This is a genomic window from Flavobacterium sp. MK4S-17 (genome assembly GCF_009848495.1).
Classification (GTDB): Bacteria; Bacteroidota; Bacteroidia; order Flavobacteriales; family Flavobacteriaceae; genus Flavobacterium.
Window position 1 is genome coordinate 214438 of sequence record NZ_WWEP01000036.1, and the last position, 14207, is coordinate 228644.

Consider the following 14207-nt stretch of genomic DNA (forward strand, 5'->3'; position numbering starts at 1 on the left):
AATCTTAACTTTGAGTATAACCAAAAAGTTAAGCTATGAAAAAATTAAAATACTTTATTATTTCAGCCATGGCTGCGGGCATTTTTGCAGGTTGTTCCAGCGATGACGACAATGGCTCACGCTCAATGGCAGGAACCTATGAATTAACTGCTGTAGATATTCCTAAGAACGTAGACTTTAACGGGGATGAAACCGCTTCTTCCAATCTTATAACGGAAAGTGTGTGTTATGAAAATTCATATATTGAACTTAATAGTGATAATACTTATTCTTCGGTGTACAATTATGTATTAATAACAACCGAAGTAGTGTGTGAGTCGGATGAATCGACCGGCACATGGGAAGTTTCGGGTGATAAGCTGATACTTACAAATACTATGATTGAGCCTCCTATTACTATTGAATATGATATACGTGAAAACGATGAAATTACATTAGCCCGTCCTAACAGTCCATATCCTGACAGAGATGCAGAAGGAAATGCCATATACAGCACAGGCAATGTTTCGCTCACTTATACAAAAATTTAATTATTGATTTATTTATAAATCATCCGGGAAAACTAATGGCAGTTTTTACCTTATGCAGGAAAAGCTGCCATATTTTATTAGATTTAACCATGAAAATAAGTACAGGTATTTTGTTATACCGAAAGATTAACAAAGAGACAGAGTTTTTATTAGTACATCCCGGAGGACCTTTTTTTACTAAAAAGGATGAAGGATGGTGGAGCATCCCAAAAGGAGAGCCAATGCCTGATGAAGAATTGCTTCATGCGGCTATACGTGAATTTAAAGAGGAAACAGGATATAATCCCACCGCTCCGTTCACTGAATTAAAACCTCTAACACAAAAAGGAGGTAAAAAAGTTTTATGCTGGCTTGCAGAAGGAACTTTTGATGCCGAAGCCATAACCTGCAATAATTTTCAGGTTGAATGGCCGCCCCGGTCAGGCAAAACGGCTTTTTTCCCAGAGGTTGACAAAGCAGGATGGTTTAGTTACACCGAAGCCTTAAAATTAATTAATGAAAGACAGGCTGCTTTTTTAGAGGAAGCTATGGCAATAATTGATTAACATGCTTAAGCCTTTTGTGTTAATTAGCAGTTATAAATATGCTTTACCAACAGTAATAGCTAATTTTACTGTAATAAATTAAAGCTATGAAATATTTTTTGTTACCTGTTTTGTTTATACTGTCTTCCTGCTCTTCATCCGGCGGCATAAATAAAGATTTTGTACCCTCAGCTCAAAAAGGGCTGGCTGTGGGAACCGTAACTTTTGAAGGCGATATACCTGTTAATGATATTTACCGCTTTTTTTACCAACCCGTTACAACAGATAAAAAAGAGAAGAGAAAGCATTCTGGAAAAATAGAAATAAAAGCACGAAAGGATAACCAAAGCGCTTTTAATGGTGATTTTAATAATGCTAAAACCTACCTGTTTATAATTGAGGCAGAACCCGGCAAATATGAATTTAACCAATATAACTACCTTGACCATATTGGCTATACGGGAATGGTTTATACCAGTAAAGAATTTTCTATACCTTTTGAAATTAAAAAGGGCGAGATAACCTATATTGGCGAACTTGCCTATAAAGATGCTGCCAGGCCCGGTGAAACAAGGATATATGTTTCAGGCTATTTTGAGAGGGATATTAACGAGTTTAAAAATAAATATCCATTCATCAAATGGGAAAAGGCTAAAAATGAAACTGTAAAAGAAGGTAATACAGGAGGTGGTATTGTAGACTTCAGATAGAATAAAAAATTTTACTTACCTCATTAACAATGACATATAATAAAATATACCTCTGAAGCTGTTAAAATAAATATTCTCAAAAACGCAACTACTTGTAAGTTTTATTGTGTTATTATTTATACTTCTACCTAAAGAGTATAAATTTTTCAACATTTAACACTTTTAACAATATTTTATTCATTCGGGTTTTATATATTTAACCAACTTTAAATTTTAAATGCTTATGGAAAAAATTACTTATGACGGGATGAGGAATTTCATTGTTGAAAATGAATTGACCGACAGCGTTGCAATATCATTGCATCCTGACAATTTTGATGAACTTGTAATGGATTACCTTGACATCAATGGCAATCAGATTGAAAGGCCTTTCGAAATTCTGGGTATTGAAATTATACAGGACAATTCGGGCGGAGTTCCAAAAAACAAGGTTAACATTTTAAATGCTGTATAACCGCAAATTGATTATCATCTTAACTAAAAAATAGAATCCCGCCATAAGGCGGGATTTTTTATTTTATCTTACTGATTAAATCTTCTAACGGCAGTGTTAGCTGTTCTCCTGTTTTAAGGTCTTTTATAGTAAATAAATTATTGCTAATTTCTTCATCGCCTGTAAGCACTGCAAAAGGAATACCTCTTTTATCCGCATGCTGAAATTGCTTTCCTATTTTGGCAGCGTCAGGATACAGTTCTGCCTTATAGCCAATGTTCCTCAGTTTTTGTATGGCTTTAAGGGCATATAATGATTCTTTATCTCCAAAATTTATAAAGAGTACTTTTGTATTCTCAGTAACCGTTTCAGGGAAAAGGCCCAGTTCCTCCAGCACCAGGTAAATCCTGTCCAGCCCGAAAGATATGCCAACGCCACTCATATTTTTAAGCCCGAATATACCGGTTAGGTCGTCATACCTTCCCCCGCCACCTACAGAGCCCATGGCAACACCTGGTGCCGTAACCTCAAAAATAGCTCCTGTATAATAATTAAGCCCCCGGGCAAGCGTAACATCAAGGTCAAGCACCGACTGGCCAAGCCCTGCAGCTTTTACATTTTCGCAAATAAAACGCAATTCCTGCACACCTTTCATACCCTCTGCCGAAGAGGCCAGCAGTTGTTCCAGCTTATCAAGTTTTTCCTCGGTACTGCCGGTAAAATTAAAAAGAGGCTGCACTTTATCAATCGCATCTGCAGTAATCCCTTTTTCCAGCATTTCATTTTTTACACCCTCCTCACCTATTTTGTCCAGTTTATCAAGCGCAACGGTAAAATCTATCAGTTTATCTTTAGCTCCTATCACTTCAGCTATGCCCGAAAGTACTTTCCTGTTGTTGATTTTTATAGCAGCGCCTTTTAAGCCAAGTGATGTAAATACACTGTCATAAAGCAATACAAGTTCTACCTCCTGCCATAAAGAAGCGGAACCTACCACATCTGCATCGCATTGGTAAAACTCCCTGAAACGTCCTTTCTGCGGCCTGTCGGCACGCCACACAGGCTGTATCTGGTAGCGCCTGAAAGGGAATTCAATCTCATTTTGGTGCTGCACTACATAACGTGCAAAGGGCACAGTAAGGTCATAACGAAGTGCCTTTTCAGATATATGCGGTATAAGCTTTTGGCTGTCTTTATTGGCAAGCAGTGTTTCATCAGCCTTGGCAAGATAGTCGCCTGAATTTAAAATTTTAAATATAAGCCTGTCTCCTTCCTCGCCATACTTGCCCATAAGGGTATCATAATTCTCAAATGAAGGGGTTTCAATAGGCTGAAAGCCAAAAGTTTCAAAATGATGCTTAATCGTAGAAATAATGTATTGACGCTTAGCCACCTCTGCTGGTGAAAAATCTCTTGTCCCTTTTGGTATTCCCGGTTTTTGTGCCATTTGTTATTCAACTTATATATTATAATGCAAATATAACAATACTTAAGCTTTAAAGTTGGCAGCCGGTAAAGCTATACTTAAAACAATTTATGTATTTTAGTGGCATAAAAATTTTATCTGATGTTTAACCTTTTCAGGGAGAATACCAAAATTGCTTTCGGCTCTATTAAAAGCCAGTTATTGCGCACCATACTAACAGTAATGATTATCGGTTTGGGAATATGGGCGCTTGTAGGTATACTGGCGGCTGTTGCTGTGCTGGAAAGCACTGTAACAGGAAATTTTGCCTCTATGGGAACCAACACTTTTTCCATAAGCAGGTATGATTTCTCCGAGCAGATAGGCCGCAACCGCAACACTGCTAAGGTTAACCCTGTTATAAGCTATCCGCAGGCAAGGGAGTTTCAGGAAAAATACAGCTTTCCTACATCAACAGTATCCTTATCATTTGTAGCGGCAAGCGGTGCCGAGGTAAAACATGAAGCAGAGAAAACAGATCCCGAAATAACCATATTGGGAGCCGATGAATATTTCATCCCCAATTCAGGGCTGGAAACTACCAAAGGGCGTAATTTTAATAATTTTGATGTAGATAACAATAATTATGTATGTGTTGTAGGTTCCGATTTTGAAAAAGGGCTGCTTAAAGACGTGAACCCTATAAACCAAACCATATCCATACGCGGGGCACGCTTTAAGGTGATAGGTGTTTTAAAAGAACAGGGGTCAACATTTGGCAACAGGCAGGATTTAAGGGTAATTATACCTATACAACTGGCACGCTCACTTTTTACCGCACCTAATATTGACTACGAAATAAAGGTTATGGTAGGTAACCGGGACATGTTTGATTCTGCCGTAGATGAGGCAATAATAACCATGCGCCGCGTGCGTGGGCTTAACCCGGTTGAAAAAGACAACTTCGGTATAGCCCGCAGTGATGAGCTGATAGAATCTTTATTATCACAAACGCAGACATTAGGTATTGCAGCGTGGGTTATAGGCATTATAACTGTATTTGGCTCCTCTATTGCCCTTATGAACATAATGCTTGTTTCCGTTACTGAAAGGACACGCGAAATTGGCGTGCGAAAATCGCTTGGCGCAAGGCGCGGCACCATAGCCATGCAGTTTTTTACCGAAACACTTATCATTAGTTTTATGGGTGGTTTGCTTGGGCTTATACTCGGTTTGCTGACAGGCTTTTTGGTTTCTGTACTTATGGGGGCAACCTTTCCAATACCCTGGGTGGCAATTTTTGCTGCGATGGCAACCACTATAATTGTAACCATATTTTCAGGCTCATACCCTGCAGTAAAGGCATCAAGGCTGGACCCTGTGGAAGCCTTGCGTTACGAATAAAGCCTACACAGAGCAGGAAATCATCCTGTAATTACCGAAAAGGTCTTTCTTTAGCGCTATATTTTTATAACCTAAATCTTCTAGCAACGCAGCAGTTTCATTACCCAAATATTGGTTAATTTCAAAATACAGCCTCCCGTTGCTGTTGAGTGCGCTTTTGCCCAACCCGGCTATTTTCCTGTAAAATAGCAAAGGATCGGTATCTTCCACAAAAAGTGCAAGATGTGGTTCGTGCTCCAGCACATTAGGCTTTATTTCCGCTTTTTCAACATGCCTTACATAAGGCGGGTTGGATACTATAACATCAAACTGAGTCGGCAGACTTTTTAAAGCAAGGATATCTTCTTGCCAAAAAGTAACCTCAACACTATTATGGGCAGCGTTTCTTTTTGCCGCTTCAAGTGCACCTGCCGATACATCAATAGCAAATACCTGTGCCGTCGGGAGGTTTTTGGCAAGCGAAACGGCTATGCATCCGCTTCCTGTTCCAATATCCAGTATTTTTATTTTTCCCTTCTGCCTGTTTTCATGCACTACCATCTCCACAAGCTCTTCCGTTTCAGGCCGCGGTATAAGCGTGGAAGGCGATACTTCAAACTCCATTCCATAAAAATGAGCCTTTCCAAAAATATACTGTATAGGCACCTGCTTTAATAACTGCTCTAAAACTAAGTCCCACTTTTGATGTTCAACTGTGGTTAGTGATACATCAGGATTCATGGCTAAATCAACCCTACCCCAGCCTTTTAACTCTTTTAATACTATTGAAAAAAGGCTTTCTGCCTCAACAATGTCATAAACTTCTGCAAGGCGGGAAATAAAACGGGTGCGGTACTCTTTAAGCTTCATATTGCAAAGCTATTACATTTGTGCGGGTTTGCTGCGGGTAAACCTGTAATTTGTAACTTTACAGCTTAAACCATACCATGAACCACGAAAAATACATGCTTCGCTGCCTGGAACTTGCAGAAAAAGGCTTAAGGGCTGCCATGCCCAATCCATCTGTAGGGGCTGTGCTGGTATATAATGACAGTATTATTGGTGAGGGTTTTACTTCGCCCTATGGGGGGCCACATGGGGAGGTAAACTGTATTAATTCTGTAACTGAGGAAAACAGGCATCTTATTCCAAACTCTACATTATACGTCAGCCTGGAACCCTGCAGCCACTATGGCAAAACACCGCCCTGCTGCGACCTTATTATACGCCAGCAAATACAAAATATTGTAATCGGCACTGCAGATACACACGAAAAGGTTGCCGGAAACGGAATAAAAAAATTGAGGGAAGCCGGGAAAAATGTTATTGTAGGCGTACTTGAAAAGGAGTGCCGCGAACTTAACAAAAGGTTTTTTACGTTTAACGAAAAAAAGCGTCCGTATATAATTTTAAAGTGGGCACAAAGTGCTGATGGTTTCATCAGCCCTGAAAGCAAACCGGACAACAGGCCAGTATGGATAACAAATCCCTATTCGCGCCAGCTTGTGCATAAATGGCGCAGCGAGGAAATGGCCATACTTGCAGGGACGCAAACTGTACTTAGCGACAACCCAGAACTAAATGTGCGCGACTGGAAAGGGCCCAACCCTGTAAGGGTTATAATTGACAGGGAAAACAAAATCGGGGACAATCATTCTGTTAAAAATCATAAAATAAAAACAATTGTCTTGACCGAAAAAGCCAATTTTCCTAATTTAGAGAACCTGGCTTATGAAGTTGTGCCACTTGATGACGGCTTTTTGCCTGCAGTTTGTAATGTGCTGCACCGCTACAACCTGCAATCTGTTATTGTGGAAGGTGGGCGCATAACCCTACAGGCATTTATTAATGCCGGCCTTTGGGATGAAGCGAGGGTTTTTAAAGGGCAGGCTGTTTTTACTAAGGGTACGGAAGCACCTAAATTTACTGCCGCCCCTATTAAAAGGCAGGAAATAATGAACGATGAACTTTTAATTTTCAGGAATTATGGTTAACACGATAGTATTTGATTTTGGCGATGTATTTATAAACAAAAACAAAGAGGCTAAAGATAATGCCCTGACTGCACTTGGCCTTAAAGACTGGAATACTGAACTGGAAGAACTTGAAAAGAAACTGGAAACCGGCCACATTAAAGAAGAGGAATTTTTAAAAGGAATCCAAATATATACAAACAATGCTTCGCTTGAGGCTATTAAAAAAGCATGGAATGCCGGGATTGAGGACTTCCCGTTGTACCGGCTTGAATTTTTACAGAAGTTAACCGAATCCTACCGCTTGTTCCTTTTAAGCAATACCGACCCAATACACATTGAAAAATTTGAACAGGATGCAGGAGCCTCCTTTTACAGTGATTTTTACCAATGTTTTGAAAAGGTATATTTTTCGCACGAAATAGGGGTGCGCAAGCCGGATGCCGGAGCTTATAATTACCTGGTTAATAACCACGACATACGGCCCAAGCGTACATTACTTGTTGACGATAAAAAATTTAATACCGACGCTGCCGAAGAACTTGGCTTTCAGGTATGGAACATCCAAAAAGGTGAAGAGGATGTAACGGAACTTTTCGATAAAAAAATCATTTCGCTGGACGAGGCTTAGGTTACTGCTTTTCCCTCGGTTTTGTTTTAATGGCAGCTACCAATGTATCATGTGCATCGGTATAAAATAAAAGCTTCCTGTTTTCAGGCAGCCTTCCGTTAAAAGTATTGGTTAAAATATGGCAGCTTATTTTCTCCACTACCTGCTGTTCATCAGGTGCCATAATATACATCCCGATTGTATCATCGGTTTTCATGAAGAAAATTACCTTTATATTTTTGGTATTGTCAAACAGTGCATTAAGTTCTGCTGTAAGGCCCCTTTCGGTGCTTCTGCCTTCTTCAGTATAATTAAACCCTTTATCTCCTATTGCCTTCAGGTCAATAACTTCAAAACCCGAAATTTCAATACCGCAGTATTTTTCTTTGGGTTCCTGTTTCTGTCCACAGTTTGTCAGTGTAAAAGCTATTAATAAAAGCAAGGCTGTTTTTATTGTTTTCATACTGTTTTACTATTGTATATTGCTATACAATAATACTCAATTTTTTCCATCTTTTAATAAGTTGCCTAACTTTGCAGGTGTAAACCCATTGCTTTGGATAAAGACATATATAAAACCCTCGCAGCCCCATCGGAAGAAACACTTTATAAGGAAAAGAACAGCAAATTTTTTGGGTATGCTTTTCCTGTAAAAGATGAGGACGAGGTTAAGGCAATACTGGAAGAGGTAAAAAAGAAACACCATTCTGCGCGGCACTGGTGCTATGCTTTCCAGTTAGGAACTGAACAGGTTTATTACCGGGCCAATGATGACGGCGAGCCTAATAATTCTGCAGGCATGCCTATATACGGGCAAATACAGTCATTTGAAGTTACCAATGTACTGGTAATTGTGGTACGTTATTTTGGAGGTGTAAAGCTAGGTGTGGGAGGGCTTATTTCCGCCTACAGGGCTTCCGCACAAATGGCATTGGAAGCTTCAGAAATTATAGAAAAAACCATTGATGTTTATTTTACGCTGAAATTTGGCTACCAAAATATGAATAAAGTAATGCGGGTAATTAAGGAAAAAAACCTTGAAATTATTTCCCAAAAAATGGAAATGGACTGCGAAATAACAATTAGTACCCGCAAAAAAAATGCTGAAGCAGTACTTGAAGTTTTAGAAAACCTGTATGAAGTAACTGTAAAGGTTTAAGTATTTTCTTTATACATTTACATTAAACACATTAACCATGATGCTTTCCCTCGAAACACCTGCCTTATTATTTTCGGCAACTTCTTTAATATTACTCGCCTATACCAACAGGTTCCTTACCATAGCCTCAATAGTGCGCGGGCTGAAAAAAAACTATGAGCAGGACAAAACCAAAAGCATATTACTGGAAATTAAAAACCTTAACCTAAGGCTCACCCTTATACGCCACATGCAGATGTATGGTGTGCTTAGCCTTTTCTTTTCGGTATTTTCTATGGCATTGCTGTTTTTTGAAATTACAGACTGGGGAGCCTATATGTTTGGCGCAAGCCTATTGCTTATGCTGGCATCGCTGGCTATTTCCTTTTGGGAAATAACCATTTCGGTTACTGCTTTGCGTGTACATTTAAGCGACCTTTTAGAGGAAGCCAAAAAAAGTTAACCCTTATTTATATATAAACAAAGGTACAGTAATAGCAAACAATGCCTTATCTTTGCCCGCTTTTTAAAATTTAAGGGAATGAATGAAAACAATATATTAAAGGGAGTAATTTTAGTTGGGCTGGGCGCTACAAGTTATGGTATGCTTGCTACATTTGTAAAGCTTGCCTATGGCGAAGGCTACACTACGGCCGAAGTTACCTCATCTCAATTTATATTAGGCATTATTGGCATTTTGCTAATAAATGCCTTCCAAAGGAAGAAAAAGGGTGCTGCGGTTGTAAAGGCATCACGGAAAAGTATAACGGAGTTAATGCTTGCCGGGACATCTTTAGGGCTTACCAGTATTTTTTATTACCTGGCAGTTAAGTATATCCCTGTTTCCATAGGCATAGTGCTGCTTATGCAAACCGTGTGGATGGGCGTGGTGCTTGAAGCCATTTTAACAAAATCATTCCCTTCGGGAAGAAAAATAATAGCAGTACTTATAGTATTATCAGGTACCGCGCTGGCTACCAACCTTATTGAAAGCACAACCTTTCCCGACTGGCGTGGAATTGGCTGGGGGCTATTGGCCGCTGCCTCTTTCACTACCACAATGTTTACCTCAAACAGGATAGCCACACACCTATCCTCTGCACAACGCAGCCTTTTTATGCTCTTGGGTGGTGCGGTTATTGTATTTGGCTTTGCCCTTTTTACCTGGACAGGTACTTATAATGTTGACATCTTTTTAAAGTGGGGTATACTACTTTCCCTTTTCGGCACAATAATACCACCCATGCTGCTTAATGCAGGCTTTCCATATACCGGTATCGGGCTGGGCAGTATTGTATCATCTTTGGAACTTCCGGTATCTGTAATGATGGCTTTTGTTATACTGGATGAAAAAGTTACTGCCCTGCAATGGTGCGGCATAGCCCTCATCATTACGGCAATAGTTATAATGAATTTAAAAAATAAAAGCAAAGGGCAGAATCACTAACTTTGGTAAAAACACTTTTCATGAATTTACCATGGCACCTTTATGTAATGGCCCTGCTATACATTTTAGCGGGCATTAACCATTTCAGGGTGCCTAAAATGTATGAGCGTATTATACCGCCGGCCTTCCCTGCACGCAGGGCACTTGTAATTTTAAGCGGCGTGGCAGAAGTGGTTTTGGGGGTTATGCTTTTATTTCCTGCCTTAACAAAATGGGCTGCTGTTGGAATAATTATTTTACTTATTGTTGTATTTCCGGCCAATGTATATATGCTGACAAATACTAAAGCAGGAATGAAGATACCCAAATGGATACTGGTTGCAAGGCTTCCTTTGCAACTGGCTTTAATTTACTGGGCATGGCTTTATATCTAATATTTTTAAAAAAATATTAAAAAATGCTGCGACACTTTAAATCAAATGATTTTTTTTATTAATATTGGTTTACTAATCTTAAATAAAAATAAAATCTGATTAATTTTTCAGTAGATGAAAAAGAGTAACCGCATGGAACTGGACAGAGAAGCGCTTGACAGGATTGTGACGCTGGCTCAGGAAGAAAGAAAGCCTTTTGAAGAAATAAAAAAAGAATTTGGCTTATCTGAAAAAGAAGTAACCGAAATTATGCGAAAAAAATTGTCGGCTGACAATTTTGAAATGTGGAAGAAAAAAGTGGCGGCACGAAAGCCAAAACCTAAGCCCATTAATAATTTTGATGATGATGATTTAGACTCAAAGTATTATATTAAAAATAAATTTTAAACAGGCTCCCGCAATAAAAGCGGGAGTTTTTGTTAATTTTTTGATTTTGCCTGTAACAAAAAGCTCATTCACTCTACTTATATGTAACTATAAAACCATCCATATGAAAAAACTATTTTTACTTATATGTATAGCCTGTGGAGCCACAGCTATGGCAAAAGGCAGTGATAAGGCTGCCACACCGGCCCAGGAAGCAAAAATGCATATTGCCATCATTGAAAAAAACAATAATGATAATTCGGTTAAAAGTGATACCATAAAGCACAAAAAACAACAGATACCTGTTACAGAAAGGCTTTCGGGAAAAAACAATAATCCCCAGTTTAACATAAGTGTTTTTATTGTTGACTTTATTAATAAAAGCAACTTAAAGATTGCTAAAAGGTTGCTGGAAGATTAAATTATAGGATAATTCCTAATTAAAGGTTGCTTTATACGCAACCTTTTTTTTATTATGCCATCATTAATAAAACCAAACCTTTTATTATATGAAAAAGAAATTACTTTTATTAGCCTTTATTATTTTTTGCCTGAAGGGGTTTTCCCAAAATACAACCTGCGAACAGGCAGTTTCACTATGTGGTTCTTTAGGGCAGCCTTTCAGTAATACTGTAAATGTTTATCCTGAAGAAAATGACGAAAGAAATTATGGATGCTTTGGACAATGGAGAAACCCTTTTTGGTTTTATCTGCCTGTAAGCCAAAGTGGAGATTTAAATTTTATAATTGAGCAGCACTCATTAACAGGAAATGAAATAGATGTAGATTATATTTGTTATGGCCCATTCAATTCAGTGGAAGATGGATGCAATGATATGGGTGCTACCGTTTTTGACTGCAGCTATTCCCCTTACCCTACCGAAACTTTAAGCATACCCAATGCACAGGCGGGGGAGTATTATTTGTTATTGGTTACAAATTATGAAAATGTAGAAGGATATATAACTATTAACGATGCTGCCAGTGAAGGAATAATGGAATGTTCGGGTATCAGGCTTAACGCATTTTTAGATTCAAATAACAACAATATTTTAGATGCCGGTGAAAAAGGCTTTAATTTAGGGGAGTTTGTTTACGAGCAAAACCTGGGCGGAATAACCCGTAACGGTTATGCGCCCAATGGCATTTTTACTATTTATGATGAGGACATAAATAATACCTATAACATAACCTATCAATTATTACCGGAGTATGCACCCTATTATTCTGTTTCTGTTCCCTCCTATTCTAATATCCAAATTTCTGGCAATATAGCTTCTGAAACCTATTATTTCCCTGTTACGGTAGCACAGGATTATAATGACTTGAGTGTAACCATTATTCCGGCAGAGCCTCCCCTTGCAGGATTCGATAATAAAATTGTACTGCATTATATTAACAAAGGCAGCCAGCCCATATCGGGAACTATAACTTTTGAAAAAGACCCTGTATTATCAATATCATCCATATCACAAACCGGGGCTACCATTACACCAACCGGCTTTGAATATAATTTTTCAAACCTTGAGCCTTACAACCCGCAGCAAATAATTATAGATTTATATACTCCGGCAATACCTACTGTAAATCTTGGCGATAGCGTAACCAATAGTGCTTTAATAACGTTGAATAATGATATATTCCCGCTTGACAATACCTCTGAACTTACACAAATAATTGTCGGCTCTTATGACCCTAATGATAAGTTTGAATCACACGGTAAACAGATTAATATAGACGAATTTAACCCTGATGATTATTTGTACTACACCATACGTTTTCAAAATACAGGAACTGCCAATGCACGAACAGTGGTAATTCAGGATGAATTAGCAGATAAGTTGGTATACGAAAGTGTAGAAATGATAAGAAGCAGCCATAGTTATGTAATGGAAAGAATGGGTAATAATCTCACATGGACGTTTAGCAATATACAATTACCTCCCGAAGGAACTGACCCTGAAGGGAGCAATGGCTATGTACATTTTCGCGTGAAGCCCGTAGCAGGCATAACAGCAGGTGATGAAATACAAAATACCGCTTATATATATTTTGATTTTAACCCGGCAATTGTAACTAATACCTTTATTACTCAATTTGTAGATGCACTAAGTATAAATGATGTAAAAAACAATGCTTTTACTGTTTATCCAAACCCCGCAGATAATATAATCACTGTAAATTTAATGGATGGCAGCCTTTTAAAAGCATTAAAAATATATGACATTACAGGTAAACTGCTAATAGATAAAACAGATATACCCGCTAATAATTTTAATATTGATGTTTCGGGTTTATCTCCCGGGACATACCTGATTGAAGCAGCCGGCAGCAATAGCAAAAAGGTTGTAAAAAAACTTATTGTGAATTAATAACAAAAACTGCCTTTACGGCAGTTTTTGTTTTATACAGCTTAAACCATAAACTTTAATTTTATTACTTTGCGGAAATTTTTTAACGCTTTACTATTTATGAAAAGACTGATTTCTGCACTATTGGTTATTGCTGTTTTTACGGCATGTAACAAAAAAGATTATGGCGATGCCAACCTGCACATTACCGGTAATATAAAAGGGCTTAAAAAGGGCAAATTATATATACAAAAAGTAGTAGATACAGCACTGGTTGCCATTGACACTATAATTATAAACGGTAAATCATCTTTTGAAAGCCATATAAAACTGGATTCACCGGAAATGCTGTACCTGTTTTTAGACAGGGGGCAAACCAACTCTATTGATAATAACCTGCCTTTTTTTGCCGAACCGGGCAATATGAGGATAGAAAGCAGTAATGAGGAGTTTTTTGCCAAGGCAAAAATAACGGGTTCCGAAAACCAAAAGGTTTATGAGGATTATGTAAAGATAAGGAACCGTTTTAACGGCGATAAACTCGACCTGATAGAGAAGAGCCTTGAAGCTGCAAAAAAGGGTGATGTAAAGATGCTGGACAGCATTGAGCAAAAAGCTGACCACCTTTTAAAAAGGCGTTACCTTTATACTGCCAACTTTGCGCTTAACAATTCAAAATATGAGGTGGCACCTTACCTGGCACTATCCGAAATTTATGATGCCAATATAAAATACCTGGACACCATTCGTAAAAGCATGAGTCCTGAGGTGGCCAAATCACATTACGGAAAAATGCTTACAAAATATGTTGAGGACAGGAAAAAAAGCGAAGCCGAAAACATGAAATAAAAAAGGCCTGAAAAAATAAAAACCGCTTAGTTTCCTAAGCGGTTTTTTTATTGAGCCGATGGAGGGACTCGAACCCACGACCTGCTGATTACAAATCAGCTGCTCTAGCCAGCT

Annotated in this window: 18 protein-coding genes; 15 read left to right on the forward strand and 3 right to left on the reverse strand. The window is 38.4% G+C overall.

The features are described from left to right. Positions 1-35: 35 nt before the first annotated feature. From GSF09_RS13405 to GSF09_RS13420, 4 genes are all read left to right on the forward strand, one after another. Positions 36-530: a lipocalin family protein gene (locus tag GSF09_RS13405; protein WP_159802322.1), complete on the forward strand. Its 495-nt coding sequence runs from the start codon at positions 36-38 to the stop codon at positions 528-530. A gap of 89 nt (positions 531-619) precedes the next feature. Beyond that, a complete protein-coding gene (locus tag GSF09_RS13410) occupies positions 620-1075 on the forward strand; it encodes an NUDIX domain-containing protein (RefSeq protein ID WP_159802324.1) in 456 nt (151 codons plus the stop codon). Between the two features lie 86 nt (positions 1076-1161). Then, positions 1162-1764: a hypothetical protein gene (locus GSF09_RS13415; RefSeq protein WP_159802326.1), complete on the forward strand. Its 603-nt coding sequence runs from the start codon at positions 1162-1164 to the stop codon at positions 1762-1764. Positions 1765-1987: 223 nt separating this feature from the next. Then, positions 1988-2218 carry a hypothetical protein gene (locus GSF09_RS13420; protein ID WP_159802328.1) on the forward strand — a complete coding sequence of 77 codons (231 nt, stop codon included), beginning with the start codon at positions 1988-1990 and terminating at the stop codon, positions 2216-2218. 58 nt (positions 2219-2276) lie between these two features. On the opposite strand, the gene hisS is transcribed toward GSF09_RS13420, so the two are convergent. Next, entirely contained in the window at positions 2277-3644 is a 1368-nt protein-coding gene (hisS, locus tag GSF09_RS13425) for a histidine--tRNA ligase (RefSeq protein ID WP_159802330.1), read from the reverse strand. Between the two features lie 120 nt (positions 3645-3764). Between hisS and GSF09_RS13430 the strand changes: the two genes are divergently transcribed. Continuing rightward, positions 3765-5006 (forward strand): ABC transporter permease, encoded by a 1242-nt coding sequence (locus GSF09_RS13430; RefSeq protein ID WP_159802332.1) that lies wholly within the window; start codon positions 3765-3767, stop codon positions 5004-5006. 3 nt (positions 5007-5009) lie between these two features. Here the strand turns inward: GSF09_RS13430 and prmC are convergent, their stop codons facing one another. Continuing rightward, positions 5010-5855 (reverse strand): peptide chain release factor N(5)-glutamine methyltransferase, encoded by an 846-nt coding sequence (gene prmC / locus GSF09_RS13435; RefSeq protein ID WP_159802334.1) that lies wholly within the window; start codon positions 5853-5855, stop codon positions 5010-5012. A 77-nt stretch (positions 5856-5932) separates the two neighbouring features. On the opposite strand from prmC, the gene ribD reads away from it, so the two are divergent. Next, positions 5933-6979: a bifunctional diaminohydroxyphosphoribosylaminopyrimidine deaminase/5-amino-6-(5-phosphoribosylamino)uracil reductase RibD gene (gene ribD, locus GSF09_RS13440; RefSeq protein ID WP_159802336.1), complete on the forward strand. Its 1047-nt coding sequence runs from the start codon at positions 5933-5935 to the stop codon at positions 6977-6979. Further along, entirely contained in the window at positions 6972-7589 is a 618-nt protein-coding gene (locus GSF09_RS13445; protein WP_159802338.1) for an HAD-IA family hydrolase, read from the forward strand. The genes ribD and GSF09_RS13445 overlap by 8 nt, the downstream gene beginning before the upstream one ends. 1 nt (position 7590) lies before the next feature. Here GSF09_RS13445 and GSF09_RS13450 read toward each other — a convergent pair whose 3' ends face one another. After that, the gene (locus GSF09_RS13450) at positions 7591-8031 is read right to left on the reverse strand and encodes a hypothetical protein (RefSeq protein WP_159802340.1); all 441 of its coding nucleotides are present in this window, start codon (positions 8029-8031) and stop codon (positions 7591-7593) included. 93 nt (positions 8032-8124) lie between these two features. On the opposite strand from GSF09_RS13450, the gene GSF09_RS13455 reads away from it, so the two are divergent. The 8 genes from GSF09_RS13455 (at position 8125) to GSF09_RS13490 (ending at position 14093) form a co-directional block, all read left to right on the forward strand. Continuing rightward, complete coding sequence (locus GSF09_RS13455) at positions 8125-8727, forward strand: YigZ family protein (RefSeq protein ID WP_159802342.1); 603 nt, start codon at positions 8125-8127, stop codon at positions 8725-8727. A gap of 37 nt (positions 8728-8764) precedes the next feature. Beyond that, positions 8765-9169, forward strand: a complete 405-nt coding sequence (locus GSF09_RS13460; protein WP_159802344.1) for a DUF2721 domain-containing protein — start codon at positions 8765-8767, stop codon at positions 9167-9169. A gap of 78 nt (positions 9170-9247) precedes the next feature. Continuing rightward, positions 9248-10153, forward strand: a complete 906-nt coding sequence (locus GSF09_RS13465) for a DMT family transporter (protein ID WP_159802346.1) — start codon at positions 9248-9250, stop codon at positions 10151-10153. A gap of 20 nt (positions 10154-10173) precedes the next feature. Beyond that, the gene (locus GSF09_RS13470; RefSeq protein WP_159802348.1) at positions 10174-10527 is read left to right on the forward strand and encodes a DoxX family membrane protein; all 354 of its coding nucleotides are present in this window, start codon (positions 10174-10176) and stop codon (positions 10525-10527) included. 114 nt (positions 10528-10641) lie between these two features. Next, positions 10642-10914, forward strand: coding sequence for a TIGR03643 family protein (locus tag GSF09_RS13475; RefSeq protein ID WP_159802350.1), 273 nt, complete (start codon positions 10642-10644; stop codon positions 10912-10914). A 103-nt stretch (positions 10915-11017) separates the two neighbouring features. After that, positions 11018-11314 (forward strand): hypothetical protein, encoded by a 297-nt coding sequence (locus GSF09_RS13480; protein WP_159802352.1) that lies wholly within the window; start codon positions 11018-11020, stop codon positions 11312-11314. Positions 11315-11402: 88 nt separating this feature from the next. Beyond that, positions 11403-13265 (forward strand): T9SS type A sorting domain-containing protein, encoded by a 1863-nt coding sequence (locus GSF09_RS13485; RefSeq protein ID WP_159802354.1) that lies wholly within the window; start codon positions 11403-11405, stop codon positions 13263-13265. 99 nt (positions 13266-13364) lie between these two features. Beyond that, positions 13365-14093: a DUF4369 domain-containing protein gene (locus tag GSF09_RS13490; RefSeq protein WP_159802356.1), complete on the forward strand. Its 729-nt coding sequence runs from the start codon at positions 13365-13367 to the stop codon at positions 14091-14093. Positions 14094-14207 lie beyond the last annotated feature (114 nt).

Coding starts and splice junctions, on each gene's coding strand:
- prmC (WP_159802334.1), bottom strand. CDS start 5,855: ATGAAGCTTAAAGAGTACCGCACCCGTTTTATTTCCCGCCTTGCAGAA.
- GSF09_RS13485 (WP_159802354.1), top strand. CDS start 11,403: ATGAAAAAGAAATTACTTTTATTAGCCTTTATTATTTTTTGCCTGAAG.
- GSF09_RS13480 (WP_159802352.1), top strand. CDS start 11,018: ATGAAAAAACTATTTTTACTTATATGTATAGCCTGTGGAGCCACAGCT.
- GSF09_RS13430 (WP_159802332.1), top strand. CDS start 3,765: ATGTTTAACCTTTTCAGGGAGAATACCAAAATTGCTTTCGGCTCTATT.
- GSF09_RS13490 (WP_159802356.1), top strand. CDS start 13,365: ATGAAAAGACTGATTTCTGCACTATTGGTTATTGCTGTTTTTACGGCA.
- GSF09_RS13415 (WP_159802326.1), top strand. CDS start 1,162: ATGAAATATTTTTTGTTACCTGTTTTGTTTATACTGTCTTCCTGCTCT.
- GSF09_RS13410 (WP_159802324.1), top strand. CDS start 620: ATGAAAATAAGTACAGGTATTTTGTTATACCGAAAGATTAACAAAGAG.
- GSF09_RS13465 (WP_159802346.1), top strand. CDS start 9,248: ATGAATGAAAACAATATATTAAAGGGAGTAATTTTAGTTGGGCTGGGC.
- GSF09_RS13405 (WP_159802322.1), top strand. CDS start 36: ATGAAAAAATTAAAATACTTTATTATTTCAGCCATGGCTGCGGGCATT.
- hisS (WP_159802330.1), bottom strand. CDS start 3,644: ATGGCACAAAAACCGGGAATACCAAAAGGGACAAGAGATTTTTCACCA.
- ribD (WP_159802336.1), top strand. CDS start 5,933: ATGAACCACGAAAAATACATGCTTCGCTGCCTGGAACTTGCAGAAAAA.
- GSF09_RS13475 (WP_159802350.1), top strand. CDS start 10,642: ATGAAAAAGAGTAACCGCATGGAACTGGACAGAGAAGCGCTTGACAGG.
- GSF09_RS13445 (WP_159802338.1), top strand. CDS start 6,972: ATGGTTAACACGATAGTATTTGATTTTGGCGATGTATTTATAAACAAA.
- GSF09_RS13470 (WP_159802348.1), top strand. CDS start 10,174: ATGAATTTACCATGGCACCTTTATGTAATGGCCCTGCTATACATTTTA.
- GSF09_RS13450 (WP_159802340.1), bottom strand. CDS start 8,031: ATGAAAACAATAAAAACAGCCTTGCTTTTATTAATAGCTTTTACACTG.
- GSF09_RS13420 (WP_159802328.1), top strand. CDS start 1,988: ATGGAAAAAATTACTTATGACGGGATGAGGAATTTCATTGTTGAAAAT.
- GSF09_RS13460 (WP_159802344.1), top strand. CDS start 8,765: ATGATGCTTTCCCTCGAAACACCTGCCTTATTATTTTCGGCAACTTCT.